The organism is Actinomyces graevenitzii C83, from assembly GCF_000239695.1.
Taxonomy (GTDB): Bacteria; Actinomycetota; Actinomycetes; order Actinomycetales; family Actinomycetaceae; genus Actinomyces; species Actinomyces graevenitzii.
Map to the genome: position 1 here is coordinate 1 of NZ_JH470339.1, position 26,617 is coordinate 26,617.

The following is a 26,617-nucleotide window of genomic DNA, read 5'->3' on the forward strand; positions in this document are numbered from 1 at the left end:
GATTACCGGGTTGATAGGCTAGGAGTGTAGACATTGTAAGGTGACCAGCTTACTAGTACTAATTGACCGATTACTAACAATAACTTGTTGCATCAGCTTTGGTTGGTGTTTGTTTGATGGTGTTTGCGTCCACTGTGCGGTTCACGACCAACACGGCCTCGAATCCTTAATGGGTTTGTGGGTTGGGTTGTTAAGTGGATATATTGTTTCACTGACTGGTGAGTGGTTATCCCTTTTTTGGGGTGTTGCTTGTTTTGGTTGTGTTGGTGGTTTTAGCGAGGGGGTTACACCCAGTATCCTTTCCGAACCTGGAAGTTAAGCCTTTCTGCGCTGATGGTACTGCAACTGGTGGGTTGTGGGAGAGTAGGGCGCTGCCAACCGTTTCCTTATGGTGGTGGGGGTGTTGATCCTGATTGTGGGGTTGACACCCCCACCACCATTTTTTGTAGCCTCGAACTTTTTTGTAGCTTCGAAGATCGGGCATTGTAGGGGGTGTGTTAGGTTTTCTAACACGCCCCCTACTTTTATGTTCCCAACTCGTCGGCCATAACGGCCGACTTTTACGACTTAAAGGCAGCCTAAAGCTGCCTTTATACTTACGGGCCACCCTTGCCAGGCCCCATTTAAACTCATCCCTTCAAATTCAAAGGCATACAGATGTTTATTACCGGCCTAGTCCTAGCTATTGCTGCAGCGCTCATTCACGTGCTCATCTTCAAAATGGAATCCATTTCCTGGACCAACGAGAAAACCCTTATCACCTTCAATATGAGCCCCCAGCAGGCCGCCAACACTAAAGAGATGGCCTTCAACCAAGGCTTCTACAACCTATTTTTAGCTATCGAAATACTTCTAGGCGCCATCATCTACTACACAGCCAGCCACGCAGTAGGCCTAAGCCTAATGTTCTTCGGGACCGGCTCCATGCTGGCCGCAGCCGCACTGCTATTCATCGCCAGCCCAGACAAGCGCCCAGCCGCCCTCAAACAAGGTACCACCCCGCTACTAGCCATCATCTTCCTAACCCTAGGTATCGTTCTGGTATAGCGCCCAAGGAGACCCTGGCGTTGAGTAGACCATGGCGTCTCGCGTGGCCTGTGGCTCGCAGAGTTTAAACTGCGGGTCTTTGCCACTAAGTATGGGTATCGTTCTGGTATGAGTGAGACAGACGCCGTCGCCGTAGAAGACAACCGCAGCAACTGGGAACGTATGCGGGCCGGGCAGCTATACCGCGTAGACCCCACCGATCCGCGCTTTAATGAAATCCCAGCCCGTAGCAGCAAACTCCTGGAAGAATACCGCCTGGCCTTCCTTGCCGGCGAGAAAGGCCAGGCAGACGCCCTGCTGCGACAAGTGCTGGGCGACGTCGGCCAAGGCGTAACCATCCGACCCCCGCTAGCAGTCGACTACGGATGCCACATCAGCGTAGGCAACAACGTATTCATTAACTTTGGGCTAATCGCGCTGGATGTAGCCGACATCGTCATCGGTGATTCCTGCCAAATCGGCCCTAACGTGCAGCTGCTAACCCCCATCCACCCGTTGGATCCGCCCACCCGTAAAAGCGGCTTAGAAGGCGGCAAACCCATCACTATCGGTAACAATGTTTGGCTTGGTGGCGGGGTAATCGTCTGCCCCGGGGTCACCATTGGTGACGACGCCGTAGTGGGTGCAGGATCGGTAGTGGTTAAGGACATCCCAGCCGGCGCCGTCGCCGTAGGAAACCCAGCCAAAGTAATCCGCAACTTGTATGAGAACTCCGGCCAGTAGGGCAGCTAAAGCAAAGCCCAGTAGGCTGGTAAAACCTCGGCCAGCAGGGCCGCTAAAACCCCGCCCAGCAGGAGCGCTAAAGCAAGGCCCGGCAAGGCCGTTAAAGTAAGGGTTATAAAAGGGATTAAAAGCGCAGAAAAGATTAAGCAGCACCGGGTCGGAGAGCGCCAGTCGGCGCGTAGGCCGCTCGTAGCGGCAGATTTTGGAGCCCGGGGCCCGTCACGACCCGATGCCGGCCCCAACTCTACACGGTTACTCGTCCAAGTCCAATCGATAACCCACGTTACGCACGGTGCCAATGAGATGATCATGCTCACCGCCAAGCTTGGCGCGTAGACGCCGCACATGCACATCCACAGTACGTGAACCGCCAATATAATCCTCGCCCCACACGGCGTCGAGCAAAGCCTGACGGGTAAGCACCCGGCCCTGGTTAGCAGCCAAATACTTAAGCAGCTCAAACTCCTTATAGGTCAAATCCAGGGTTTGGCCGTGCAGACGTACCGTGTAAGCGTCAGTGTCAATCACAATGTCGCCAACTTCCAGGATCGACTCATCGCTAGAACCACTAGAGCCAGCATTACTGTCTGCAACCACGCTAGACTCCAGCAGCCGCAACCGGGCCGCTAACTCCGCCGGGGAAGCAGAAGCAATCACAAAATCGGCAATCCCCCAAGAGGAAGTCAGGGCCACAGCCCCACCCTCCTCAATCACAGCCAGCACCGTATAGTCCATGGAGGTGGCCAGCAGTTGGCATAGGGGCCGCGCCCGCAACAGATCCGTGCGGGCATCAACCATTACGACGTCGGCATTTTCAAGCGCCCCATAAGAATCAGGCTGGGGCGGCAAAACCTGCACCTGGTGTTCGAGAAAAGCGATGGCTGGCAGCACGGCACTGGCCTCAGGCTCGTTGCTAAGCATGACCAGCCTCATTTGCTTCCTCCTTAAAGTACTGATACCCCTAATGCGACACCAGGCACAAGTTTACGGCCTTTTGGGTGGTTAAGGTGCATGGATCGGCAGCATATGGGACGATTCAAGGGTGACTAATTCGCCTGCGCAATCAGAACCCCTTGCCGCACCCGCCCAGAACCAGGTTTCCGGGCGTAAGCGGACACGTACCAGCGTGAAGGAACAGGCCGCGCGCCGCTACGGGACCCAATACCACACCAGCGACGGCGTTGTGGAAACCGGTCTGGTGGACACTGCCTGGACGCGCCTGGCGATGGCTGGGGTTATGCCGCTATTGCTGGCACTAACTGCCGTATCCCCGTTCTGGGTTACCTGCCTGCTGGTGTGTGGCTTGGCGGTGTGTTTCGCTCAAGGCTGGCCGGCATTGATCCAGGCCGAGCACGACAATGTCACCGGTATTTTCCTGGCACTATTTGGGATCGCCAGTGCCGTCACGCTCACCCTAACCGACGAATACGGTGACGCCACCAAGCTAGCTGGTATTGGGGTGCTGGCAGTATTTGCCCTACAAATGCGTTCCGGAGCCCACGAAGGCCTGCTGGAAGAACTATTTACCTCCCTGTCCGGGGTGGTGGTGCTGGTTTCCGGGGCTGCCTGGTGCGTGTTCTCCTCCGGCTTGGCTGCCTCTAGCGTTATTGTGCCCACGGCTGTGGCCCTGCTGATTGGGGCTTCGCTGACGGTACTGGAGGTGCCCGCGTGGGTGCTAGAAATGCTGACGGTGATCATCCCGGCCCTAACTAGTTGCGCCGTGGCCGTGGCCCTGGCTCTGGCTGGCTTCTTTGGCCCCTCCCACCAGGCGGTAGACACGGCCCTACGTTCCGGCGCGGGCTGCCTGGTGATCGGTTTCGTGGCTGGTTTGCTGATGGCAATCGCTAACCGTGTGCTGTGGACCCACCGCTGGGTGCCCGGCGGTCGCGCCGCCATCACTTCAGCTGTGCTGCCGGTGCTGGCTGTGGGCGCCCCCACCTACTACATTGCCAGGGTGATGGCCGCTTTCGTGGCTGGCTGACTTTCTTTCGTGGCTGGCTAACTTTCGTGACCAGCTAGCTGGCTGACGCGTACACTGGCCACGTGGCTTTTACTTTTCCTGACGATATTTCTCCCGATCTTTACCCCCTAGCCTGGCTGCTAGGTAAGTGGCGTGGCTACGGCATTCTTACCTACGGCGAGGATGTTCCCGAGCAGGCGGTATATCAGGAGATGAGCTTCGAGCACGACGGCGGTCCCTACTTGAAGCAAACCATCACTATCTGGACCGTTGACTCCACCAAGAGTGAGAACCTCGACTTCGAAATGAGCGGCGCTGAAGGCGCCAGCAAGATCACCCCCGCCCAGGTGTGGTCCACTGAAACCTCTTACTGGCGTCCGGTGGGCCAGTACAAGCCTGAAGCTCCTGAAGCTGCCTCCGGCCCGGTAACTCCCATCACCAACCTGGAGATCATTAGCGCAGACCCGGCCGGTCACGCCGCCGTATGGGAAGGCGCCGTGCAGGGCCCGCGCATTGAGCTAGCTACCACCAGCGTGCAGCGCAGCGAGTTCTCCGCTGAGCTAGAACGCATGACCCGCATGTACGGCCTGGTTAACTCTGAGCTGATGTGGACCCAGGACATGGATGCTTTTGGCCGTAAAGAGTTCAAAACCTATGCTTCTGGCCGCCTCAGCCGCGTTGAAGACGAGGCCCAGCAAGAGCCTGAAATGGGCGCTGCCCTAGGCGAGCGCGCTGACGAGCCCAGCGCGAAGTAGCTTAAACAGCTATGGCTTTTGCACCCGAACACTTTGGTAACCCCCTGCGCGAGCAGGCGCTACTAGCTCAGGGGCAGGCATGGGCGTGGCTTAGCCGCGACGTCGTTGAGGTAAGCGGCGCTGACCGGCTTGGCTACCTGACCACCGTCTCCAGCCAGGTGCTAACCGACCTGGAAAATGATGGCCAGAGCCGCCAGGTGCTGTTCCTGGACGCTAACGGCCATATCCTCTACGCCGCCTTGGCTGTGTCCGCCTTGGTGCCGGCCCCGGTTTCTGGTGGCCTCTCAGGTGCCGACGCCGCCGCGCGCGCTGCCGACGGCGCCGCGCGCACTGCCGACGACGCCGCTGGGCAGGCAAGTGCCTCCAGTGCTACGCCGGGCGCGCCAGCCCAGGCTGAGCAAGCAGCTTCGGGCGAGCAAAGCGTGCTGCTACTGGTGGATGCTGGCTGCGGTGATGGGCTAGCCCAGTTGCTTAACTCGCGTCGCTTCATGCTGCGCGTGCAGGCCCAGGTGCGTCCAGATCTGCAGGTAGCTGGGGCTATCGGTGACGGGGTGCAAAAGCTGGCCGACGTCGTCAAAAATCTAGTAACCACCTGGCACGACCCCTGGCCGGGCATCACCCCCGGCGGCAGCACCTACTTCACCGGCACGCGCCACCCCGGCGCCAACTACCGCGCCGGCGGGGTAGTAGTGGCCCTCGAAGCTGGGCAGGCGGCCCCGGCCAAGAACAAGGGTCGGGCCAAGAGACAGTCCCCGGCCAAGCAACGGACTTAACCCAAGTGGGTGAGCTGGCCTGGGAGGCGCTGCGCATCGAAGCCGGACTGCCGCGCTGGGCGCGTGAAGTGGACGCCCGCGCCATCCCCAATGAGCTGGACTGGCTACGCACCGGCGTGCACCTAAACAAAGGCTGCTACCCGGGCCAAGAAACCATCGCCCGCACGGTCAACCTGGGCCGGCCCCCGCGTCGCCTAGTACAGCTGCAACTAGCCGGCTGGCAAGGACAGCTACCCGAGGTAGGCGCACGCGTGTACCTGCCCGCCGGAGACAACCCCGCCGGCAAGGCCGTGGGCACAATAACCAGCGTGGCACGCCACTGGGAGCTGGGAAATATCGCCCTGGCCCTAGTGCGTCGAGGCGTGCCCGCACAAGCCGAGCTGGCGGTGGATCTGGAAGCCGGCTACGAAAGCGCTAGCCAAGAGCTACTGGTTGATCCTGCTGGCAAGGCTGAAGCCTCACCCAGCCAGCGTCCGGGCCTGGGTTTAAAGCGGCTGCGCCCTGAGCATGGCTAGCCCCAGAAAACACGGCTTAGCCGTTAGACTCAGTCAAGAACTTAAGTGAGGTATGTATGAGCGAAATCCTGGCGTATGTGGCCTTTTATCTAAGCCAATTTGTGGCCATAGTCAATATCGCCTTGGCTGTCAGCGCGTTTTTGATTATCGTCTGGGCGCTGCTAGACACCCTGGTGCGTCCGGCTAACCTCTTCCCGGCCGCCTCCCGCCTAAGCAAATCCGCTTGGATCGGGGTACACATTGGGGCGGGCTTGGCCTGCGTGGTTTTGGGCTGGTACTCCTTCTTCGGCATGATCGCGGTGGCGGCCTCGGCAGTGTACCTGGCGGGGGTGCGTCCCCAGCTGGCGGCGCTAGCCCCGGCCCGCGTGCGCTCCAAGCTGCGCGTCATTGACGAAGGCGACCGCAACAACCGGCGTAGCTGATGCGGGCGGTTATCCAGCGCGTTAATCGCGCCGCAGTTAGTGTTGACGGCCAGGTAGTGGGTGCTATTGACCGCCCGGGCCTGCTGGCTTTGGTGGGGGTTACTCACGACGACGGCGCCGCCCAGGTGGCCTTAATTGCCCGTAAAATCGCGGACTTGCGGCTACTAGAAGGGGAGCTATCGGTAACCGACGCCGCCGCGCCGGTGCTGGTGGTCTCCCAATTTACCCTTTATGCCGACACCCGCAAGGGACGCCGGCCCAGCTGGAACCAGGCGGCCGGGGCGGATGTGGCCGAGCCGTTGGTGCAGGCCGTGGTTGAGGATCTGCGCTCGCGGGGGCTTGAGGTGGCCACGGGCCAGTTTGGGGCCCACATGGTGATTGATATGCAGGCCGATGGGCCGGTCACTATTGAGCTTGAGGCCTAGACGCGACTTGCAAAACTAATGGAGCCTGGCAATGCCAGGCTCCCTTGCATAGTGGCCCCAATGAACCTGCAGCCATACCCATATGGGCGCGGCCAGCCTAGGAAAATTGCCTTGCCGGCCAACAAGACCTACCCATATGGGTACGGCACTTATATAGGCATGGTCTGCCCAGTAGGTTTATAGGCAGGCTGCGATCACCGTGACGGCGATTAGCGCCGTTAGCAGCAGTGCGCCGTGCTTGTTAGATGCGGTGGACTTGAGCGTGCCGGGCCCGGTGGCCGGCTCCAAAATCCCGGTGATGCGGTCGATGGTGGCCAGCCAAACAAAGAACAGCATGAAGCTGACTGAAGCTGCCCACAGGGGCATTGAAGGGGAAATGAGCCACGTTGCTCCGGCGCAACCTAAAGCCAGCAGGGCGCTTACAAGTTGTCCGTCAGAAACACGGTTGTGGGCTGCAAGCGTTTGCTTGACGATGCGCATGTTTTATACCTCCAGTTAGAACGCGGAACCTGAACAGTCACTAAACGCGTGCAAATATTGTAGTCTAAATGTGCTATTTTTCATAGAGAAAATAACTATTCACTACTTGACAGAAGTGACCTGCTGTATTTAGCGAAAAGATCTCTAAATCCCTAGGGAATCGAGATTTTTTATGGAATAGCGCGGCAAAGTATGCGTCGCGCGCCCGCAGGGGAGGGCTTAGCTTCGGCCTGTTTGCCCTTCCGGCGGGTCTGCTCGCCCTTCCGACAGACCCGTTTGCCCTTCCGACGGGTCTGCTTGTTCTTCCGTTAGGGGTAGTCCTCCCGGTTTTTAGAACGTCCACTTTGGGGCGCCAGGATTTTAGGTCGTTGTATGAAATAGTCGATCGGATTACTTGGAATCCAAATAAAACGTGGCGCGAGTAACGGTTTTAGCCGACCTGAGTCGACTAGGCTCAACTTTGCATATGCCGCGTGCGAAACCACTAGACCGCTATATAGGAAAGCGGGATAGCCTTAAGCCATACAGTTGTCGATGGACCTGCCAAGGAGCAGCCCCGAATGTTTGAACGTTTTACGGACCGAGCTCGCCGCGTCGTCGTCCTAGCCCAGGACGAAGCGCGCGCGCTCAACCACAACTACATTGGCACAGAGCACCTGTTGCTGGGCCTCATCCACGAAGGTGAGGGAGTAGCAGCCAAAGCTCTAGAGTCAATGGACGTAACTCTAGACAAGGCACGTGCCCAGGTAGTGGAGATTATTGGTGAGGGCCAGTCTGCTCCTAGTGGTCACATCCCCTTCACCCCGCGTGCCAAGAAAGTACTTGAGCTCAGCCTGCGTGAAGCCCTGCAGCTAAGCCACAACTACATCGGCACTGAGCACATCCTGCTCGGTTTGCTGCGTGAAGGCGAAGGTGTGGCGGTTCAGGCTCTGGGTAATCTCGACGTCGACCTGGCGGCTCTGCGTCAGGCGGTAATGCAGCTGCTTAGCGGCTATGACGCCAAAGAAACCGTGGGGTCCGGTGCCTCTGCACTCAAGGAGGGGACGCCGTCGGGAAGCGCCATCCTAGACCAGTTTGGCCGCAACCTGACCCAAGCCGCCCGTGAAGGCAAACTAGACCCGGTAATTGGCCGCTCCAAGGAAATGGAGCGTGTCATGCAGATCCTCTCGCGCCGTACCAAAAACAACCCGGTACTAATCGGTGAACCCGGTGTAGGTAAAACCGCTGTGGTGGAGGGCCTCAGCCAAGCCATCGTGCATGGCGACGTTCCCGAAACTCTGCGCGACAAGCAGCTTTACTCCCTGGATATGGGTTCGCTGGTGGCCGGCTCGCGTTACCGTGGTGACTTCGAAGAGCGCCTAAAGAAGGTGCTTAAAGAAGTACGTACGCGCGGTGACATCATCTTGTTCATTGACGAGATCCACACCCTAGTCAGCGCCGGTGCGGCTGAGGGCGCCGTCGACGCGGCCTCCATCCTCAAGCCCATGCTGGCGCGCGGCGAGCTACAGACCATCGGTGCCACCACGCTAGAGGAATACCGCAAGATCGAGAAGGACGCCGCCCTAGAGCGCCGCTTCCAGCCGGTACAGGTAGACCAGCCCACCATTGAGCAGGCCATTCAGATCCTAAAGGGGCTGCGTGACCGCTACGAATCCTTCCACCGCGTCATTATCACCGATGAGGCCATTGAAGCGGCCGTTAAGTTCTCCGACCGCTACATCAATGACCGTTACCTGCCCGACAAGGCCATTGACCTGGTTGACGAGGCCGGCGCGCGTCTGCGCATCCGCCGCATGACCGCCCCGCCGGAGCTACGCGAAATTGATGAGCGCATCGCTGAAGTTAAGCGTGAAAAAGAAAGCGCCATCGACGCACAGGACTTTGAGCGCGCCGCCGCCCTACGCGACGACGAACGCCGCCTGGGTAGCGAGCGCACCGCCAAGGAGCAGGCCTGGAAGAACGGCGACCTAGACCAGGTAGCCGAAGTGGATGAAAACCTGATCGCTGAAGTGCTGGCCATGAGTACCGGCATTCCGGTGGTCAAGCTGACTGAGGCTGAATCCACCAAGCTACTCAACATGGAAGCCGAGCTGCACAAGCGCATCGTGGGTCAGAACAAGGCTATCGAGGCGCTGAGCAAGTCCATCCGCCGCACCCGCGCCGGACTCAAGGACCCCAAGCGCCCCGGCGGTTCCTTTATCTTCGCCGGTCCCACCGGTGTGGGTAAGACCGAGCTGGCTAAGGCCCTGGCTGAGTTCCTGTTCGACGACGAAGACGCCCTAATCCAGCTGGATATGAGTGAATTCGCTGAAAAGCACACGGTTTCGCGCCTGTTTGGTGCCCCTCCCGGCTACGTTGGTTACGACGAAGGTGGCCAGCTGACCGAAAAGGTACGCCGTCGCCCCTTCTCCGTGGTGCTATTCGATGAGGTTGAAAAAGCCCACCCGGACATTTTCAACTCGCTGCTGCAGATCCTTGAAGACGGACACCTCTCTGACGCCCAGGGGCGCGTGGTTGACTTCAAGAACACGGTGATCATCATGACCACCAACCTGGGCTCCAAGGACATTGGTAAGTCGGTAGCCACCGGTTTCCAGTCCACCGAGAGTGGCACCATGGACTACGAGGAAATGAAGGCTCACGTTAACCGTGAGCTCAAGCAGCACTTCCGCCCCGAGTTCCTCAACCGTGTAGATGACCTAATCGTCTTCCCGCAGCTGAGCAAGCCCGAGGTGCGCCAGATCGTGGACCTGATGATCGCCCGCCTCGACAAGCGCCTGGTAGAGCAGAACCTGTCCATTGAGCTGACCGACGCCGCCAAGGAGCTACTGGCTGAGCGTGGCTTTGACCCGGTGCTTGGGGCTCGCCCGCTGCGCCGTGCCGTGCAGCGTGACATTGAAGACGCCCTCAGTGAGAAGATCCTGTTCGGTGAGATTGCTAGCGGCAGCCACATCCTGGTCGATGCTCAGGGTGAAGGTCTGCTGGGTGAATTCACCTTCACTGCCATTCCTGGCGCCGCCCGCCTGCCCAAGGCTAAGACGCAGGAACGTGAACAAGCTGAAGAAGCACAAATTAAGGCTGCCGAATCTGAAGCTGAAGGTGTCTGACCTTTAAGCTGTCTGAAGCTAACGCATTAGGCCTGCTAGGAAGCTAATGCAACGAGGGCCGCCCCCACCAGTGGGGGCGGCCCGCTTTACGTTTGGTGGGGGATTGTAGCGCTGTTTGTAGTCCTGCACACGCAAAAAGCTTTAACATATTTACAAATATTGGCCAGTTTAGGGCACGAAAATTTGAATTTAGGCCATAAGTCACATTAGGATTTTGTCGGTGCGTGACTTACCGTCACGCCCCGCATGGTAAGGCAAGCATCGACAAGAAGAAGGCGAAGATGCCCAAGTACGTATACATGTTCAGTGAGGGTGACAAGGACCAGAAGGATCTGCTCGGCGGTAAGGGTGCAAACCTGGCTGAGATGACTCGCCTGGGACTGCCGGTGCCTCCTGGCTTCACTATCACTACTGACGCTTGTCGCGCATACCTGCACGACGGCGTCGTTCCCCCGGAGCTAGCTGTACAGGTAACCACCGCGCTACGTCGCGTAGAAGAAGACCTAGGCCGCCAGCTAGGCGACGCTGAGGACCCGCTACTGGTGTCGGTGCGTTCAGGTGCTAAGTTCTCGATGCCGGGCATGATGGAAACCGTGCTCAACATTGGTCTAAACGACCAGTCCGTTGAGGGCCTGGCCAAGGCAAGCGGCGACGAGCGTTTCGCCTGGGACTCCTACCGCCGCCTAATCCAGATGTTCGGTAAGACCGTACTGGACATTGAAGGCGAACACTTCTCCTCCGCCCTAGACGCAAAGAAGCTAGAAAAGGGCGTCAAGCTGGACTACGAGTTGGACGTAGACGCACTCAAGGAACTAGTAGACCAGTACAAGCAGATCGTTAAGGAACACGCGGGCATCGACTTCCCCCAGGACCCGCGCACCCAGCTAGACATGGCCTCCGAAGCCGTGTTCCGCTCCTGGAACACTGAGCGTGCTCACATCTACCGTCGTCGTGAGAAGATCCCGCACGACCTGGGCACCGCCGTCAACGTTTGCACCATGGTATTCGGCAACATGGGCGAGACCTCCGGTACCGGTGTGTGCTTCACCCGCGACCCCTCCACTGGTCACTCTGGTGTCTACGGTGACTACCTGGTCAACGCCCAGGGTGAGGACGTTGTGGCCGGTATCCGCAACACCCTGTCGCTAGCCGACCTTAAGAACATTGACCCCGAGTCCTACCGTGAGCTGCGCGCCGCCATGCGCAAGCTGGAGACCCACTACCGCGACCTGTGCGACATCGAGTTCACCATTGAGCGCGGCAAGCTGTGGCTGCTGCAGACCCGTGTCGGTAAGCGCACCGCTGCCGCCGCCTTCCGCGTAGCCAGCCAGCTGGTTGACGAAAAGCTCATCACCCTGGACGAGGCTCTCACCCGCGTTACCGGTGAACAGCTAACCAAGCTGATGTTCCCGCAGTTCGCCACCGATGTAGAGCGTCAGCTGCTGACCAAGGCTATGCCCGCCTCCCCGGGTGCGGCTGTAGGTGGCATCGTCTTCGACAACGACGAGGCCGTCTCGCGCGCCGCTGAAGGCCAGAAGGTCATCCTGGTTCGCCGCGAAACCAACCCTGATGACCTGCCCGGCATGGTTGCCGCTGACGGTGTGCTCACCGCCCGCGGTGGTAAGACCTCCCACGCCGCCGTCGTCGCCCGTGGCATGGGTAAGACCTGTGTCTGTGGCGCTGAAGAGCTAGAGGTCGACGCCGAAGCCCGCACCCTGACCGTTAACCGTGACGGCAAGCAGATTGTGCTGCACTCTGGCGACGTAATCGCCGTAGACGGCACCACCGGTGAAGTATTCCTAGGTGAGGTCCCGGTAGTTGACTCCCCGGTTATGACCTACCTGCGTCGCGGCCTAGACGAGGCCCTCTACCGCGCCGAGGACGCCGACACCCGCGAGCTGGTTGCCAGCGTGCACCGCCTGATGCGTCACGCCGACGAGCGCCGTCGCCTGCGTGTACGCGCCAACGCTGACAACCCCGACGACGCCCGTCACGCAATCCACCGTGGCGCCGAGGGTATTGGCCTTTGCCGTACCGAGCACATGTTCCTCGGTGAGCGCAAGCAGTTCGTACAGGACCTGATCCTGGCCCAGACTGACGAAGAGCGCGAGCAGGCCCTGGCCGCGCTGCTGCCGCTGCAGAAGAGTGACTTCGTCAAGATGCTCGAAACCATGGACGGCAAGTCCATGACCGTGCGTCTAATCGACCCGCCGCTACACGAGTTCCTGCCTGACCTAACCGAGCTGAGCGTCAAGGTGGCCCTGGACCGCGAACGCGGCACCCTGGACCCGGCTGACGAGAAGCTGCTGGCCGTGGTGCGCAAGAACCACGAAGCCAACCCCATGCTGGGTCTGCGCGGTGTGCGTCTGCTGCTGACCCTGCCCGGCCTGATCGAGCTGCAGGTCCGCGCCATTGCTGAGGCCGCTGTGGAGCGTCTACGCGCCGGTGGCAGCCCCCAGCCCGAGATCATGATCCCGCTGGTAGGTTCGGTGCGTGAGCTACAGATCGCCCGTGAGCGCGCTGAGAAGGTGCTGGCTGAGGTTAGCGAGCAGTCCGGCTACAAGCTCGACTTCCCCATCGGCTGCATGATTGAGCTGCCGCGCGCCGCCATCAGCGCCGACACCATCGCTGAGGAAGCTGACTTCTTCTCCTTCGGCACCAACGACCTGACCCAGACCACCTGGGGCTTCTCGCGTGACGACGTCGAAGGCGTGTTCTTCGGCCACTACATGGACGCCGGTATCTTCGGTACCTCCCCGTTTGAGACCATCGACGAGCGCGGCGTGGGTCGCCTAATGGAGACCGGTGCTAAGCGTGCCCGCAAGACCAAGGCTGACATGAAGCTGGGTGTATGTGGTGAGCACGGTGGTGACCCCGACTCGATCGACTTCTTCCACCGTCTGGGCATCAGCTACGTGTCCTGCTCTCCGTTCCGCGTGCCGGTGGCCCGCCTGGAGGCTGGCCGCGCCGCTGTGATCAACGGCTGAGTTTTTAACTTCAGTTAGGTGACCGTCGTCCTATGGGCGGCGGTCACCTATCTTTTGGCGCTAATGCCACACACTCCGCTTTAGCGCTGGCTGAACACAGGCTGCCCCAGTGTTTAGGAGTGTGAGATGATAAGGGCGGTCAGGAATCTACAGATGAGGCAAACGTGGCGATTTTTGAAATCCGACAGGGAGCGCTAGTCCCGGCTCAGCTGGGTGGGGTTGCCGATGAGTCCGCACACCGTCAGGCCCTTGATTTGGTGCGTGAACAGGTGGCGCAGGTGCTGCGTAGGCCGCTGTTTCCGGTTGCTTGGAAACAGTTAGACGCTGGCCACTCGCTAGTGGCTATTGACGGCTCTGGCCAGGTGGTGGCGGTGGAGCTACTACCTAAGTTGGATTCAACCACGGTTGTGGCTGCGATGGGCCGCCTAAACGCCACTTCTCACCTAGGCTGGGCGGAGATCGCTAGCCTATATCCGGCGGGCCCCACCGCTTTTCAGAAGGATTGGACGGCGTTCCGCGAGACCATGCCGGCCCGTATTAATCCTGGCCCGCGTTTGAGCATTGTGTCTCCCTCTGTTTCTCCTGACGTACTTTCTTCCCTGTCGGTGCTGAGCGACTCTGGCCTGGAAGTATTCTCGCTTTCAGTGCGTTCGCTTTCCAGCGGCCGCAATTTCGTGGAAATTGACCGTATCGACTCCCACCACCTGCCGGTGAGCGCTAAGCTTTTGCCGGCTGGTGACCCCATGGATGAGGGTATTGAGGTGGGTAAGTCTGAGGCCACTGCTGCTGCCTCTGCACCTTCTGCTGCTACCTCCACATCTGCCGCTGCTTCGGCCCCCTCGGTGGCCACCCCGGCGGCTCCTGTACCTCCCGCTGCCCCCTCAGCTCCTACTCCCGTTGCTTCTCATTCTCAGCCCTCGGCTGCGCCTGCCTCCCCGGGTGCCGCTGCTTCCCGGGGTGCTACTTCTCAGGGCAGTGCTGCTTCCCAGGGGGCTGGCTCTGCTGCGGGCTCGACGACGTCGCCGTCGCCGGTTTCTCGACGTAGCCGCCGCGCTCAGCGGGCAGCTAACCAGTACAGCCCCCACGCTCCTACGGCAGTCTCCCCAGCCGCTGTGTCTCCGACTGTTGTTTCCGCCCCCACCCCGGCCCCTAGCCCGGCTGTAACTCCTGGTTATCGCCAGTCTGCTCCTTCACGTAATGGGCAGCCGGTACGTGCTACCCGTGTGCGGGCTCGGGTAACTGGCCAGGGACGCCTCTCGCGCCGCGACTCGGGGCAGTCTACGGTTTCACGTTCACACCCCAGCGGTGAGGACTCGCGTCTAGCTTTGAACGCATTGGCCTCTATTTTGAGCGAGCCGGTGCAGATCACCTGGCAGTCAGTAACCGAAGGAATTTTCCACACCGCCCAGCTGCGCCCGGACGGCATGATTAGGGTTTCTGATGGAACCAGCTTTGATGAACCCGGCCAGGCAGCCCACCACTGCGAACCGGCAAAGTCGGTTGATGGCTGGGATGTGTGGCGTTTTGGCGCCGATGGCCCCAGCCTGTATGAGTCTCTAGAAGAGCTGATCGCTGCTGCTGAGCGCAGTCCGCGCCGGCCGGGACGCCCCGTGCGTTCACGCCGTCAGGGGCGCTAAGCTAGCTGGCCGGATTCGAACTGGCCCGGTTCTAGCTGGCTGGATTGATTAGGGCCTGCCAGTTAGCTATTAGCCGCTCCGTAAAGTTCGCCGGATGGCTGGCCTCTGGCTCGTTAGCCGGGGTGAAATCTATAGCCGTGTAACTGGCTAGCCAGTGATCAACTTGGGCCACTACCTGGTTACGCACGCTGGGGCGGGAGATATAAATGTCGTGAACCGCGTCAGCAATACGTAGTTGTGTGATGCATTGGCCCAGCTCATTGGCGCGCGCGCGAGTGCGACGCGCATCAATAACCGTGTCTTTATCGCGTTCGGGCAGGTCCCCATAGGTAAGCGTAAGGTGCGAGTGCTTAGAAGTGAGTACTAGCAGCGGGCAGTCAATGTTTAAGCCGCGACGCACATGCTGGTGACCAGTCATGATGGCGCTAGCCCAACCGGCTTGAATATTGGGTAGTTTGCGCCATTTCCAATCCCAGTTAGTTTGCCAGCCGCTGTAGTAGGGATCAGTCGGGTCAGCCCCTTCAGGCAGTGGGCCTTCTTTAGATTGATCCCAGCCGTCATAAAGTTTGAAAAATGAGTCACCTTCAACCGGGCCCAAATCGTTAGCTACCTGGGTAGGAATGATTACAGCGTGCGGTGTGGCCTGGGCTAGGCGGTGAATAACCGGTGCAGAAATTGAGCGGAACTGGGGTGTGGTTTGCAGTTCCAACCAGGGAGAGTTCAAAATCAGGCCAGCTAACTGCCCCGGGTGATGATGCGCCCATAGACAGGCAATCAGGCCGCCGGTTGAGTGGCCCAGCATTAGTACTGGCAGCTGGGGATAAGCTCGCCTAATAATCTCTAGGCTAGCGTCTATTTCTTCGTCATAAGTTTCTAGCCTGGTACACCAAAATGGAATCTGGTTTGGTCGTAGTGAACGTCCGTAACGGCGCAGATCAAGCGCATAGAAAGCACCACCCAGGCGCGCATATGAGCGAGCCATGCCGGGGTTTAAAAAATAGTCATTCCAGCCATGCAAGCTAAGCACCACAAAGCGGGTTTTATCTGGTTGCTGATGCATATGTGGATCAGCAGCCGGCTCATGACGCACCAGGGTGGCTACGGGGCTGTCACCTTCGCCGTCGTCAGCTAAAGGCAGAGTGTAAGCGCTAAAGCCGGGGCCAAACATATCCGGCCCCCACTGGTTGGCAGCCGGGGGAGTGTAAGGGGTTACCTGTAGCTGCCAGTCAATAGCAGCGGGGGAGTCGAAGGTTTCCACAGCACGATTTTCCACGGCACTATTTTGCAATATCTGCTCCTGGGCCTGGTCAGCTTGTGAAACCGGCTGGCCAGCACTTGCCCTATCGCCTCTGGTCCTGCGCGGCGGTAAATCGTTTGTCTACACAGGGATATGTGCCCTGATCGCTTCTGGCGCCGCGCCCGCTCGCACACTGGTAAAGCTCTTAACCTAAAAGTGCTGGTAACAGGCGGTAAACGGGCTAGGGATGGATAATAGTGACGACAATTATTGCTTCTAAAAGATTAAAGGAGGCTTCATGCGATCGCTGGTTTCCCTAGCGCTAGCAGGGGCCCTCGCCTTAAGCGCTTTAGTTCCGACCGCTTTAACCCCCCAGGTGCAGGCGGCGGAGCAAACCCCTGAGCAGATCCTGGCCAAAATGAATCTGGACCAAAAAGTGGGGCAGCTGCTGTGGACCCACGTTTACGGTGACAGTGCAGATGACGCCACCTACGGCAGTGACAACCAGGCCATTTTTGGCACTGGCATATCCACCCCAGCCCAAGCGGTTAAGAAATACCACTTAGGCGGCGTGCTCTACTTCAACTGGGCCCACAACTTCAGCTCTGAAAACACTGACGTAACCAAGGTGGCAGCCCTATCAAACGGTTTGCAGGCTGCCGCTAAAGCTGACGGTAACGTGCCGCTAGGCATCACTATCGATCAAGAAGGTGGCATGGTTTCGCGCGTAGGCGCCCCGGCCACAATCTTCCCCGGCAATATGGCGCTAGGTGCCACCGCCAACCAGTCCCTGGCCTACAGTCAGGGCCAGGTGCTGGGCTGCGAAATGCGCTCGCTGGGGATTAACGCTGATTTTGCCCCGGTTTTGGACGTTAACACCAATCCCAACAACCCGGTTATTGGTTTGCGTGCTATCAGCGATGACCCCAACCTGGTGGCCCAGCTAGGCGGAGCCCAAATCCAAGGCATCCAAAGCCAGGGTGTCTCGGCTACCGCTAAACATTTCCCCGGTCACGGCGACGCCGACACCGACTCCCACCTGGGCCTGCCGCGCGTAACCTACTCGCGTCAGGTGCTAAATCAGCATTTAGTGCCCTTCAAAACAGCCATTAGCGGCGGCGTCGACATGATCATGACCGCCCACATCGTCGTCGACGCTATTGACCCAAAGCTGCCGGCTACCTTATCTAAGCCGGTACTTACCGGGCTGCTGCGCCAAGAGCTGGGCTTTACCGGGGTGATCACCACTGACGCCCTAGACATGGAAGGGGCCCAGTTGGCCGTAATGACCCCCGCTGAGCAGGCTAAATACAAGGAGCTTAAGAACAAGGAAGACAGCGCCAAACAAAAAGCTGATAAAGACCCAACTCAGGCGGACTCGGCCCGTGAGGCCTCCACAGAGTTTAAAAAATTCTTGGCCCCTATTCGCGCCAGGGTAGCGGTCAAAGCGCTGCAAGCTGGCAGTGACATTTTGCTAAATACCAAGGACGCCGCTGCAGTAGTTGACGGGGTCAAAGCTGCAGTTAAAGACGGATCACTCACTAGTGCGCAAATTGACCAATCAGTTTTGCGCATTTTGAAGTGGAAGCAAAAGCGCGGAGTGCTCAAAACTGAGCCGATTGATACCGCCAGCGTAAAAGCCAAGCTGGGCACGCCCGCTAGTAAGGATGTGGCCAGGCAGATTGCCCGTAGCTCAGTTACCTTGCTGCGCAATGACTCTAAGGGTAAGGCGCCGCTGGACGCAGCCAAGGGGACGCGCGTGCTGGTGGCCGGCAGTTCCTGGGCTAACCCGGAGCTATTGCCTGAGCCCCTTAAAGCCGCTGGTTTCAGTGTGGTTTTCACCCAGGATCCCGATGCTAAAGAGGATCCTTCCGATAGTGAGATTTCCGCCTGGGTGCACCAAGCGGCCAATGTGGATACGGTGATTTTTGCTAGCTACGCTCCTGGCGCCCAGCAGTTCAAAGCCATTGACGCGCTGGTGGCCACCGGCAAGCAGGTGATCGTCATTAACACCAGTTTGCCCTACCCGCTGGCTCGCTACCGTAGTGGGGCGTCAGCGCCGCAGGTGGTGGCGGAAATTTACGCCAATAACTCGGTGGCCCTAGCCGCTGCGGTGGATGTGCTTAGCGGCCAGGCTAGCGCGCTTGGTAAGTTGCCAGTTAGCGTGCCCGGGGGTAGCGGGGTGGCCTATGCACGTGGGTTTGGTCTAGGGGCTGGTTCTGCTACGGCGACGGCGCCCGCGACTATGGCCCCATTGACGGCTGCCCCAACTGCGGCTACCACAGCGACAGCTGCGGCCGCCACGGCCCCAGCGGCGGCGCTTACACCTTCCACTTGCGAAGCTGGCGCCGCGAAGTCCACTACTAAACCCAGCGCTAGCCTCGCAGCAGCGCCCAGCCCCACCAAAAGTCCCAAACGTGGCTTAGCTCATAGCGGGGTGGAAACTGGGCTGTTCGGAGTCTTTGCGCTGGCGCTGCTAGGTGGCGGTTTGGCGCTGCGTAGCCGCACTAGGTAGTGCTAGCAGCCATTTTTGGTTGTGAATAGAAAAATTTTGAGGGGTAGCCCGTTTTTGGGTTGCCCCTCAATTTGTGTGCAAGGCCACTAAATAATAATTGAATCTTGAAGGAATGTTAAAACTGATAACAATGGTGATTATGTGAATTGTGATGAAACTGTTTCCTTTGGGGCTCCAGGGCATTAATCTAGGGCTAAATAAGCAGGGGCTGTACCCCGCAGCCATCAGTCAATATCCCTAGTCATTGGAGTCCTCGTGAGTCAGAACAAACGATCATGCGCCTTCCGCAACACAGTTGCTGTGGTACTGGCGTCGATGGTGTTGTCCGCAAACCCCGTGGCCTTCGCAGATGGCCCCAGCCAAGACGACATCAACAAGTCAAAGCAGAAGGAAGCTAGCACTTCTGCTTCTATCGCTTCCCTGGAGGCGCGTTTGGCCACCCTTAAGGCCAACACTGAAAACGCCACCATGAAGGCCCAGATCGCCACTGAGGACTATCTGCAATCCCTTGATGCACTAAACAAAGCCAAGGCAGCCACCGCTGCTGCGCGAGCTAAGGCCACGGCCGCCACCAAGCAGACGCACCAGGCCCGCAAAACCCTCTCCGACGTCGTCGTACAGACTTACCAGGACGGCGGCAACCCCTTCGACATAGTCTCCCCCTACCTGACCGGGCGCTCGCTGGGAGACATTGCCAGCCAGAAGGCCGCGCTGGACCGTGCGGGCGAAAACACTGACGCAAAACTGCAAAAAGTGCAGGCGCTGCAATCGGTAGCCACCACTATGGAAGGCATTGCCGCGCAGAAAGAATCAGCTCAGCGCGCCGCCACGCAAAAAACTGAAGCAACCAAGAATGCTGCTCAGGCTGCCGCTAACGCCGCCCAGGCTGCCCAAAGCCAGGCCACCACGCAACGCGCCAACCTGATCAGCCAGCTGGCAGCTCAGCGCAACACCACTGTGGCCCTGGAAACCCAGCGTCAAGAACAGCTTGAACAGGCTGAACAAAACCGTAAGAACGAGGAAGCTCGCAAGCAGGCTCAGCAGGCTGCTGCCCAGGCCAAGGCTAAGGAAGAGCAGGAAAAGCAGAACGAGGCTAAGGCCAAGGAAACCGCTTCGCCTACCCCCAGCCAGCCTGACCCTCAGCCCAGCCAAACTACTGCGCCTAACCCGCAACCTAGCCAGAGTGCTGCGCCTGATCCGCAGCCAAGCCAAACCACTACGCCTGAGCCGGCTCCCAGCCCCAGCGAAACCAGCCAGCCGGCACCTGCCCCGGCCCCTGAGCCTGAACCGGCCCCCGCGCCCACTCCCGAGCCGGAACCGGAACCTGAGCCCGACCCGACTCCCGCCCCTTCCGGTGGTGCGGATGTGGCAATCGCCAAGGCCTACACCTTCATCGGTGTGGACTATGTGTGGGGCGGCGAGTCCTACTCTGGTGTGGACTGCTCTGGTCTGGCCATGCTCTCCTGGGCGGCGGCCGGGGTGAGCCTGACCCACTCCTCACGCGCCCAGTACTGGGAAGGCACCCACGTCTCACTGGACTCCGTCCAGCCTGGTGACCTGATCTTCTGGTCTTCTGACGGCTCTGCTGGGTCTATCTATCACGTGGCCATCTACCTGGGTAATGACCAGATGATTGAGGCACCCACCTTTGGTGTGCCGGTGCGCGTAACCGGCGTGCGCTACTCGGGCATCATGCCTTACGCCGTGCGCCTGTGATCCTATGGCTGGCGCTGACCGCGCCACACGCCTATAACTAGACCTGTAGGCGGCGCCTGAGACCTGCAACCTTAAACGCGCGTCTACAAAGTAAAAGCACTGTCCCCCTGGCTATGAACTGCCTCCCGTTTCTTGGACATCGAAATTGAAGTCCAGGGAATGGGAGGCTTTTCATGTCTGTGCATCTGAGGTTGAGGCATGATCGTTTGCTTCGGGAGCAGGCGGTGGAGATGTTTGAAAGGGGCTTTAGCTATCGTTTGACCGCCAGGAGACTGGGTGTGTCTGCCGAGACTGTGAGAGGGTGGCAGAAGACGTACCGCGTAATTGGGAAGGACGGGCTTCTTGCCATGGGAGTTAAGCACGCCAGATACGACTATGAGACCAAGGTCGCCGCAGCGAGGGCCGTGGTTGATGGTGGGATGAGTAAGCCTGAGGCGATGACGCGTTTCGGTATTGCGAGTGCGACATCGTTGAAGCAGTGGTGCAGGCTGTACCGTGAGGGCGGCGCGCAGGCGCTTAAGCCCAAGCCCAAGGGCAGGCCAAAGGGATCAGGTATGGGGGCGGTGCCACCAACGCGTGAGGAGGAACTCGCCGAGCGCGTGCGCAAGCTTGAGGCGCAGGTGGCGTACCTAAAAAAATCGATTGCCCTGAAGGCGCAGAGGCGCTCCCAAACCGGGACAAAGCCCTAGTGGTCGCCGAGCTTTCAGGGCATGGACACAGGGTGCGTGATCTCCTCGAGGCGGCCGGCCTTGCCAGGTCGAGCTACTACTACGCGCTGGCTCACCCTCAGCAGCCAACTAGAGCGCAGCTACGTCCCAAGGTCGCCCAGATCTTTTCGCGTACCCCCAACGGGTGCGGTCACAGGCAGGTAGCCATGTGCCTGCGCGCTGAGGAAGGGGAACGCATTGCTGACAAGACGGTCTTGAAGATGATGCGCGAGATGGGGTTGCGCTGCGGCATATGCCGCGAGAGGGCCTACCACAGGTACAACTCCTACAAGGGATCCGTGGGGCAAAGCTTCGACAACATCATCGGCCGCGACTTCAAGGCGACCGGCCCCTGGCAGAAAATGGGTACCGATGTCACCGAGTTCAAGCTCTCCTTCGGTAAGGCCTACCTCGCTCCGGTCTACGATTTTGCCAGCAAAGAGATCGTTGCCCACTCCATCTCCATGCGCCCCAACCTCGCCCAACAACAAGAGATGCTCCAGATACTCATGGACTCTAAACCCGCAGGGGCCGAGCCGATCTTGCACTCGGACATGGGTTGGCAGTACCAACACGAGACCTATATCAGAACGCTCGCCGATAACGGTTTCATCCAGAGCATGTCACGCAAAGGCAACTGCATCGACAACGGTGCCACCGAACAGGTCTTCGGGCACCTCAAGGACGAATTCTTCCGCGGCCAAGACTGGCAAACCTTCGAGAGCTTCAAAGCCGACCTCGATGCCTACATCACGCACTGGAACACAACAAGACGCCAAGTAAAGCTCAAGGGCCTGACCCCGGCAGAATACCGGGATCAGGCCCTACAGGAAGCCGCATAACGGCTACCATTTAAAGCGTCCAAGTTTCGGGGCGCAGTTCACTACGGCCAGGGGGACAGTTTTATTTACAAGCTCAAGGACAATGGGATTGGGATGGGGTTAGTGGCCTTCGTGCTCACGCAGGCGAGCGAAGGAGCGGCGAATTTCAGCCTCGGCCTCTTCACGGCCTACCCAGTGGGCGCCTTCTACGCTCTTGCCCGGCTCTAGGTCCTTGTAGACCTCAAAGAAGTGCTGGATTTCCAGGCGGTGGAACTCGCTGACGTCCTCAATATCGGTACGCCAAGAAGCACGCTGGTCAGCTGCGGGCACGCACAGGACCTTGTCGTCACCACCCTTTTCGTCACGCATACGGAACATGCCTAGCGCACGGCAACGAATCACGCAGCCCGGGAAAGTTGGCTCTTCTAGTAGCACTAGGGCGTCTAGCGGGTCGCCGTCCTCACCTAGAGTGTCGTCAATAAAGCCGTAGTCGTCCGGGTAACGGGTGGACGTGAACAACATGCGGTCCAGGCGAATACGGCCGGTCTCATGGTCAATCTCGTATTTGTTACGGTTACCCTTGGGGATCTCAATGGTTACATCGAATTCCATTTTGAGCTCCTTCCTCGCCCCGCAAAGCCAGGACATGTTTTGGGCTTGCAACGGGTGCGTTTACTCAAGCCAGCCTGCCGATGGTAGGGCCGTTTGGTCCTAGAACTGTGTATAGCACTAGTTTGACTCATTGGCGCAGGGTTTGGGCAAATCTTTGCGATTCTCTTAGGCTCAAGTGAGGCTAAGGCCGCGAATAAGTAGCTGAAGCAAGAAGGAATAAGCTGCGTCGTCGTCGTCGACAGGGACGTCATGCTCCGGGCGAGTCTCAAACTGGACGAAGCCGTGCACAGCAGACCAGATAGACCAAGCGATTAATCCAGGTTCATCTTTACGGATCTTCCCAGCCACCTGGCCGTAGCGTACTAGCTCTGTCATAGAGTCCAGACAGGCCTGGGCGCTAGCGCCGGCATGCCAACGCCACAGCAGGGCATAGATTCCAGGCGATGCTTTAGCATGCTGACGGTAGACTACTCCCGCGTCATATAGGCGTTGCAGGGGATCTGTGGTGGTGACGCGTAAAAGCTTTTCGCGCAGCTGAAGGAAGCTCTCATCTATGAGAGTGTTAATGACAGCTTGCTTGTCGCCGATATGACGGTAGATGCTAGCGGGGGATACCCCGGCTTTTTCTGATAGCAGCCGGATAGTGAAAGCCTCATAGCCATCTTCTTCGATGATCCGTTTTGAAGCATCAAGTATGAGCCCCCTGATTTCAGCGGTGGGGGTGCGCTGGTTCTTTTTCTGGTTATCCATTAGTTGCTTCTCCGGGGCGCTGTGCCAGCTAGCAGCGATTTGTCATATCGGTACTCATGATAGATATTTCTTTCTACTGTGGAAGAATGTCTTAGCTGTGTTTGGGCAAAGTGAGCCAGCACAGTAGGGCAAATGCTAGAGACAGGCCAGAAGCAATCCAGCAGGCAGCGTGCGTGGCGCTCATGAAACTGGTTTCGATAGCTTGCTGTGCGCTGTGGCGGATGGCTACTGGTAAATGCGGCAGTATTGAATGCGCTGCCATCACAGAATCTTGAGCAGCTTTTGTTACAGCGGCTGGGATATGCAGGCTAGACAAGGCACCTGCGAGCTTGTCGGGATAGACCGAGACAATCGCAGACCCCATAACGGCCACGCCCAAAGTGCCGCCAATCTCGCGGATTGTGTCATTTACTGCTGAAGCCGCGCCGGTTGAGCTTTCTGGAACCGTGCTCATTAAAGCATCCGTTGCGGGCCCTTGAACCAGGGCGATGCCGGCCGCCATAAGCGCCATAGTTGGCACAACCGCCAACCAATAGTTGCAGTGGGCGCCAACTTGCGTAACCACAAACATGCTTGCTGAGAGGAAAACTAGTCCTGCTGTTACCACCACGCGGTGTCCAAAACGTTTAGCTAGCTGTGTAGCAAGCGGGGCCACAGCAGCCATAACTACTGCGAAAGGCAAGGTTGACAAGGCGGTTTTTAGTGCGCTGTAGCCGCGCAGAGCCTGGAACCATTGGGTGGTGATAAAGATGAACCCAAATAGGCAGAAGAAAGCAATGCAAATTGCGCAGGTACTGCTGGTGAATATGGCGCGGCGGAAGAGTGAAACGTCAATGAGGGGAGCTGGCGTGCGCCACTCAACTGCTGCAAATGCTGCCAATACGAGCAGGGACACGCAAATGCCGCCAATAACCTGCCAAGACAGCCAGCCATAAGTTGGGCGCTCAATAATTGCCCACACCAGCAGCCCCACGCCGGTAACTGACAGCACTGTGCCAGGGAAATCGAATTTTTCACTGTGGAATGTACGCGACTCGGGCACTGCCACCGCAATACAAACCAAAGCCACCAAGCCAATAACTGCACACACCCAGAAAATGGAATTCCAGGCGTAGTGTTCGAGCAAAATACCGCCGATGATAGGCCCTAAAGCGATACCTACACCGGATGTGGCCGCCCATAGGCCAACAGCTAAGCTGCGGTATTTGGAATTGTCAAAGATAACGATGATCAGCGACAAGGTTGCCGGATAGATCATGGCGGCGCTGACTCCTAGCGCCACGCGCAGTGCTACCAACTGCCATAAAGCCCAGGAAAAGGCGGCGCCGGCGGAGAATAGGGTGAACCCCACCAAGCCGATCAGTAGCATCCGCCTGCGCCCCCAGCGGTCACTGAGTTTTCCGGCCGGCAGTAGCAGAGCAGCAAACGACAAGGTGTAGGCGTCTACCACCCATTGCAAATCTGTGGACGAGGCGTTTAGGGCCTCACTTAGCGTAGGGATCGCCACATTGACGATGGTGTTGTCCATTACAACTAGCAACACCACCAGGCATAGCGCAGTGAGCGCTATCCATTTATTTGCGCGCTGCGGTCTGCTCTGCGTGCTGGAGCTAGCTGGCAGTGACTGCATAGATTGCATATTGATGTTCCTCTAATGTGAAACAACGTTATCTTTAGGTGAAACAATACTCCTCTTTGTCTGGGGTGGTACCTGGTTGGGCAAATAAGTGTGTAAGGCGACAGTTTTATGCGGCGCGTCGGCACGTATATAGGGTGAAGGCGATATCCTTACCTTGAGAGCGCTCGTCGCTGGGGTTGAGGTTAGCCTTGATCTGACGTAATCGCTCTTAAACCCAGTAGTCGCCAAATCCCCCACGGCGTCCACAAACTTGTTTCGGTCTGCCTGCAAGAATGGAAATAACAGCATGCGTAAATTGGTTGCTGCCTCGCTCAGCGTGGCTACCTTACTGGTGGCCGGCGGGTACTACACGCTGCTTGACGCTCTGGACGTGGTACCTGGGTTTGTCACTGCCGCTAGCGTGGATCTTTCTCCGCATCCTTTCCCGACGGCGTCTGGCATTACTCCCGCTGCCTCTAGTGTCACGGCGCTAAACGCTAATGCGCCCGTTCCTGAAAGCTCGCAGGTGCAGTCGCTGATTACCTCCCTAACCTCCAACCCTGCCCTAGCGGGAGGCACTGTTGGAGTAGTGGTTAAAGACTCCCTAACTGGCAAAGACATTGCTTCCACCAACGCCAACTCCGCCATGGTGCCGGCCTCTAGTCACAAAGTTTTGACCGCCACCGCTGCGCTTAGCGCTCTGGGAGCCAATCACCGCGTACAAACCAGCACCTACCTAGAGGGCACCACCCTCACCCTGGTAGGTGGGGGAGACGTGCTCCTAGCTGCAGATAAAGGAGACGCCGGCGCCGTCGTCGGACATGCCGGACTAGGTGACCTGGCCCGCTCAACCGCAGCTGCCCTCAAAGCCAAAGGCGTAACCAACGTTAATGTGGCCCTAGATGACACCCTATTTACTGGCGCCACCTGGCACCCCAGCTGGGACAGCGAATACAGCTCCTGGGCCACCCAGGTGCAGCCGCTAATGATTGACGTAACCAGCCACTACGGCGGCCCCTACCCGGCAGACCCGGCCATGGAAGCCACCACCGTGTTCATCACCCACCTCAAAAACGCCGGCATTAGCGTGCAAGGCCAACCCACTCGGGCCCAGCGCGGCGCCAACTCCGCCAAAGTGTCCTCAGTAGACAGCGCCACCCTGGCAGAAATCTTGGGTGTGTCACTAACCCTCTCAGACAACACCATGACTGAAGTGGAAGGCCGGCTCGTGGCCGTGGCGGGGGGCCAGTCCCATGACTTTAGCGGCGCCACCAAGGCAGTGCTGGCCCAGCTGAAAAAGGATGGCTACGACGTCTCGGGGGTAACCATGGATGACTGCTCAGGCCTAAGCGTCAAAAACCAGGTCAGCCCCAATCTACTGGCCACCATCATGACCCGCGCCGCTGGTAAAGACGGGGTGGGTAACGGCCGCACACTGCTCAGTGACCTGCCGGTTTCGGCCTATAGCGGCACTTTGAAGAACCGCTTTAACAACACTTCCGCTGCTGGTTGGGTGCGTGCCAAGACCGGCTCGCTGTCAGGCGTGCGCTCCCTGACCGGCACTATCGTCACTGCCTCGGGACGCGAGCTTAGCTTCTCAGTGGTGCTTAACAACATTCCAGATGGTCAAGAAGCAACTGCCCTGGCCGCCGTCGACGACGCCCTAATCACCCCGCTGCGTAACCTCTAAGCCAGCTGAACTTTTACAGTTCGCCAGTTGATAAAGAGATAAAAGTGACGGCTGTTGCAGTGGCACAATTAGTGGCGAAAGTGGCAATCTAGTATTTCAGTGCCATATCGCGGTGGAACC

General features: G+C 58.6%; 22 protein-coding genes and 1 rRNA gene. 17 read left to right on the top strand and 6 right to left on the bottom strand.

Annotated elements, in window-relative coordinates; translation table 11 throughout:
* The first annotated feature begins 262 nt into the window (after positions 1–262).
* From rrf to HMPREF0045_RS07590, 3 genes are all read left to right on the top strand, one after another.
* Positions 263–380, top strand: a 5S ribosomal RNA gene (gene rrf, locus HMPREF0045_RS07580).
* 277 nt (positions 381–657) lie between these two features.
* On the top strand, positions 658–1,047 hold the full coding sequence (locus HMPREF0045_RS07585) for a DUF1304 domain-containing protein (protein ID WP_005987146.1): 390 nt from the start codon (positions 658–660) through the stop codon (positions 1,045–1,047).
* Positions 1,048–1,155: 108 nt separating this feature from the next.
* Positions 1,156–1,770: a sugar O-acetyltransferase gene (locus tag HMPREF0045_RS07590; protein ID WP_005987147.1), complete on the top strand. Its 615-nt coding sequence runs from the start codon at positions 1,156–1,158 to the stop codon at positions 1,768–1,770.
* Between the two features lie 252 nt (positions 1,771–2,022).
* Here HMPREF0045_RS07590 and HMPREF0045_RS07595 read toward each other — a convergent pair whose 3' ends face one another.
* Positions 2,023–2,703, bottom strand: a complete 681-nt coding sequence (locus HMPREF0045_RS07595; RefSeq protein ID WP_005987148.1) for a winged helix family transcriptional regulator — start codon at positions 2,701–2,703, stop codon at positions 2,023–2,025.
* Between the two features lie 109 nt (positions 2,704–2,812).
* On the opposite strand from HMPREF0045_RS07595, the gene HMPREF0045_RS07600 reads away from it, so the two are divergent.
* From HMPREF0045_RS07600 to dtd, 6 genes are all read left to right on the top strand, one after another.
* Positions 2,813–3,751, top strand: coding sequence for a hypothetical protein (locus HMPREF0045_RS07600; protein ID WP_005987149.1), 939 nt, complete (start codon positions 2,813–2,815; stop codon positions 3,749–3,751).
* Positions 3,752–3,813: 62 nt separating this feature from the next.
* Positions 3,814–4,485, top strand: coding sequence for a heme-binding beta-barrel domain-containing protein (locus HMPREF0045_RS07605; protein ID WP_005987150.1), 672 nt, complete (start codon positions 3,814–3,816; stop codon positions 4,483–4,485).
* Between the two features lie 11 nt (positions 4,486–4,496).
* Complete coding sequence (locus HMPREF0045_RS10775; protein WP_005987151.1) at positions 4,497–5,258, top strand: hypothetical protein; 762 nt, start codon at positions 4,497–4,499, stop codon at positions 5,256–5,258.
* Positions 5,259–5,263: 5 nt separating this feature from the next.
* Complete coding sequence (ygfZ, locus tag HMPREF0045_RS07615; RefSeq protein WP_005987152.1) at positions 5,264–5,773, top strand: CAF17-like 4Fe-4S cluster assembly/insertion protein YgfZ; 510 nt, start codon at positions 5,264–5,266, stop codon at positions 5,771–5,773.
* Between the two features lie 56 nt (positions 5,774–5,829).
* Positions 5,830–6,195: a DUF2516 family protein gene (locus tag HMPREF0045_RS07620; protein WP_005987153.1), complete on the top strand. Its 366-nt coding sequence runs from the start codon at positions 5,830–5,832 to the stop codon at positions 6,193–6,195.
* Positions 6,195–6,620: a D-aminoacyl-tRNA deacylase gene (dtd, locus tag HMPREF0045_RS07625; RefSeq protein WP_005987155.1), complete on the top strand. Its 426-nt coding sequence runs from the start codon at positions 6,195–6,197 to the stop codon at positions 6,618–6,620. Before HMPREF0045_RS07620 ends, dtd begins: the two co-directional genes overlap by 1 nt.
* A 177-nt stretch (positions 6,621–6,797) precedes the next feature.
* Here the strand turns inward: dtd and HMPREF0045_RS07630 are convergent, their stop codons facing one another.
* Positions 6,798–7,100: a hypothetical protein gene (locus tag HMPREF0045_RS07630; protein WP_005987157.1), complete on the bottom strand. Its 303-nt coding sequence runs from the start codon at positions 7,098–7,100 to the stop codon at positions 6,798–6,800.
* Positions 7,101–7,660: 560 nt separating this feature from the next.
* Between HMPREF0045_RS07630 and HMPREF0045_RS07635 the strand changes: the two genes are divergently transcribed.
* The 3 genes from HMPREF0045_RS07635 (at position 7,661) to HMPREF0045_RS09790 (ending at position 14,831) form a co-directional block, all read left to right on the top strand.
* Complete coding sequence (locus HMPREF0045_RS07635; RefSeq protein WP_005987159.1) at positions 7,661–10,207, top strand: ATP-dependent Clp protease ATP-binding subunit; 2,547 nt, start codon at positions 7,661–7,663, stop codon at positions 10,205–10,207.
* A gap of 281 nt (positions 10,208–10,488) precedes the next feature.
* Positions 10,489–13,194: a pyruvate, phosphate dikinase gene (gene ppdK / locus HMPREF0045_RS07640; RefSeq protein WP_040316277.1), complete on the top strand. Its 2,706-nt coding sequence runs from the start codon at positions 10,489–10,491 to the stop codon at positions 13,192–13,194.
* A gap of 164 nt (positions 13,195–13,358) precedes the next feature.
* On the top strand, positions 13,359–14,831 hold the full coding sequence (locus HMPREF0045_RS09790; RefSeq protein ID WP_005987163.1) for a restriction system modified-DNA reader domain-containing protein: 1,473 nt from the start codon (positions 13,359–13,361) through the stop codon (positions 14,829–14,831).
* A 31-nt stretch (positions 14,832–14,862) separates the two neighbouring features.
* Here HMPREF0045_RS09790 and HMPREF0045_RS07650 read toward each other — a convergent pair whose 3' ends face one another.
* Positions 14,863–16,104, bottom strand: coding sequence for an alpha/beta hydrolase (locus HMPREF0045_RS07650; RefSeq protein ID WP_050807479.1), 1,242 nt, complete (start codon positions 16,102–16,104; stop codon positions 14,863–14,865).
* 262 nt (positions 16,105–16,366) lie between these two features.
* On the opposite strand from HMPREF0045_RS07650, the gene HMPREF0045_RS10780 reads away from it, so the two are divergent.
* From HMPREF0045_RS10780 to HMPREF0045_RS07670, 4 genes are all read left to right on the top strand, one after another.
* Positions 16,367–18,583 (top strand): glycoside hydrolase family 3 protein, encoded by a 2,217-nt coding sequence (locus tag HMPREF0045_RS10780; RefSeq protein WP_005987167.1) that lies wholly within the window; start codon positions 16,367–16,369, stop codon positions 18,581–18,583.
* Between the two features lie 255 nt (positions 18,584–18,838).
* A complete protein-coding gene (locus HMPREF0045_RS07660; protein WP_005987169.1) occupies positions 18,839–20,299 on the top strand; it encodes a C40 family peptidase in 1,461 nt (486 codons plus the stop codon).
* 173 nt (positions 20,300–20,472) lie between these two features.
* On the top strand, positions 20,473–20,988 hold the full coding sequence (locus tag HMPREF0045_RS07665; protein ID WP_005987171.1) for a helix-turn-helix domain-containing protein: 516 nt from the start codon (positions 20,473–20,475) through the stop codon (positions 20,986–20,988).
* Positions 20,989–21,020: 32 nt separating this feature from the next.
* Positions 21,021–21,848 carry an IS3 family transposase gene (locus tag HMPREF0045_RS07670; RefSeq protein ID WP_231196718.1) on the top strand — a complete coding sequence of 276 codons (828 nt, stop codon included), beginning with the start codon at positions 21,021–21,023 and terminating at the stop codon, positions 21,846–21,848.
* A 99-nt stretch (positions 21,849–21,947) separates the two neighbouring features.
* Here the strand turns inward: HMPREF0045_RS07670 and HMPREF0045_RS07675 are convergent, their stop codons facing one another.
* From HMPREF0045_RS07675 to HMPREF0045_RS07685, 3 genes are all read right to left on the bottom strand, one after another.
* On the bottom strand, positions 21,948–22,439 hold the full coding sequence (locus tag HMPREF0045_RS07675; protein WP_005987174.1) for an inorganic diphosphatase: 492 nt from the start codon (positions 22,437–22,439) through the stop codon (positions 21,948–21,950).
* Positions 22,440–22,610: 171 nt separating this feature from the next.
* Entirely contained in the window at positions 22,611–23,189 is a 579-nt protein-coding gene (locus HMPREF0045_RS07680; RefSeq protein WP_005987176.1) for a TetR/AcrR family transcriptional regulator, read from the bottom strand.
* Positions 23,190–23,280: 91 nt separating this feature from the next.
* On the bottom strand, positions 23,281–24,828 hold the full coding sequence (locus HMPREF0045_RS07685) for an MFS transporter (RefSeq protein WP_005987178.1): 1,548 nt from the start codon (positions 24,826–24,828) through the stop codon (positions 23,281–23,283).
* Positions 24,829–25,114: 286 nt separating this feature from the next.
* Here HMPREF0045_RS07685 and dacB point away from each other — a divergent pair, with 286 nt between their 5' ends.
* The gene (dacB, locus tag HMPREF0045_RS07690) at positions 25,115–26,497 is read left to right on the top strand and encodes a D-alanyl-D-alanine carboxypeptidase/D-alanyl-D-alanine endopeptidase (RefSeq protein WP_005987179.1); all 1,383 of its coding nucleotides are present in this window, start codon (positions 25,115–25,117) and stop codon (positions 26,495–26,497) included.
* The last annotated feature ends 120 nt before the right edge of the window (positions 26,498–26,617 follow it).

What these genes read in the sequence shown, in the direction of transcription:
- HMPREF0045_RS07585 (WP_005987146.1), top strand. Translation starts at nt 658, where the DNA reads ATGTTTATTACCGGCCTAGTCCTAGCTATTGCTGCAGCGCTCATTCAC.
- HMPREF0045_RS07590 (WP_005987147.1), top strand. Translation starts at nt 1,156, where the DNA reads ATGAGTGAGACAGACGCCGTCGCCGTAGAAGACAACCGCAGCAACTGG.
- HMPREF0045_RS07595 (WP_005987148.1), bottom strand. Translation starts at nt 2,703, where the DNA reads ATGAGGCTGGTCATGCTTAGCAACGAGCCTGAGGCCAGTGCCGTGCTG.
- HMPREF0045_RS10775 (WP_005987151.1), top strand. Translation starts at nt 4,497, where the DNA reads ATGGCTTTTGCACCCGAACACTTTGGTAACCCCCTGCGCGAGCAGGCG.
- HMPREF0045_RS07620 (WP_005987153.1), top strand. Translation starts at nt 5,830, where the DNA reads ATGAGCGAAATCCTGGCGTATGTGGCCTTTTATCTAAGCCAATTTGTG.
- dtd (WP_005987155.1), top strand. Translation starts at nt 6,195, where the DNA reads ATGCGGGCGGTTATCCAGCGCGTTAATCGCGCCGCAGTTAGTGTTGAC.
- HMPREF0045_RS07630 (WP_005987157.1), bottom strand. Translation starts at nt 7,100, where the DNA reads ATGCGCATCGTCAAGCAAACGCTTGCAGCCCACAACCGTGTTTCTGAC.
- HMPREF0045_RS07635 (WP_005987159.1), top strand. Translation starts at nt 7,661, where the DNA reads ATGTTTGAACGTTTTACGGACCGAGCTCGCCGCGTCGTCGTCCTAGCC.
- ppdK (WP_040316277.1), top strand. Translation starts at nt 10,489, where the DNA reads ATGCCCAAGTACGTATACATGTTCAGTGAGGGTGACAAGGACCAGAAG.
- HMPREF0045_RS10780 (WP_005987167.1), top strand. Translation starts at nt 16,367, where the DNA reads ATGCGATCGCTGGTTTCCCTAGCGCTAGCAGGGGCCCTCGCCTTAAGC.
- HMPREF0045_RS07665 (WP_005987171.1), top strand. Translation starts at nt 20,473, where the DNA reads ATGTCTGTGCATCTGAGGTTGAGGCATGATCGTTTGCTTCGGGAGCAG.
- HMPREF0045_RS07675 (WP_005987174.1), bottom strand. Translation starts at nt 22,439, where the DNA reads ATGGAATTCGATGTAACCATTGAGATCCCCAAGGGTAACCGTAACAAA.
- HMPREF0045_RS07680 (WP_005987176.1), bottom strand. Translation starts at nt 23,189, where the DNA reads ATGGATAACCAGAAAAAGAACCAGCGCACCCCCACCGCTGAAATCAGG.
- HMPREF0045_RS07685 (WP_005987178.1), bottom strand. Translation starts at nt 24,828, where the DNA reads ATGCAATCTATGCAGTCACTGCCAGCTAGCTCCAGCACGCAGAGCAGA.
- dacB (WP_005987179.1), top strand. Translation starts at nt 25,115, where the DNA reads ATGCGTAAATTGGTTGCTGCCTCGCTCAGCGTGGCTACCTTACTGGTG.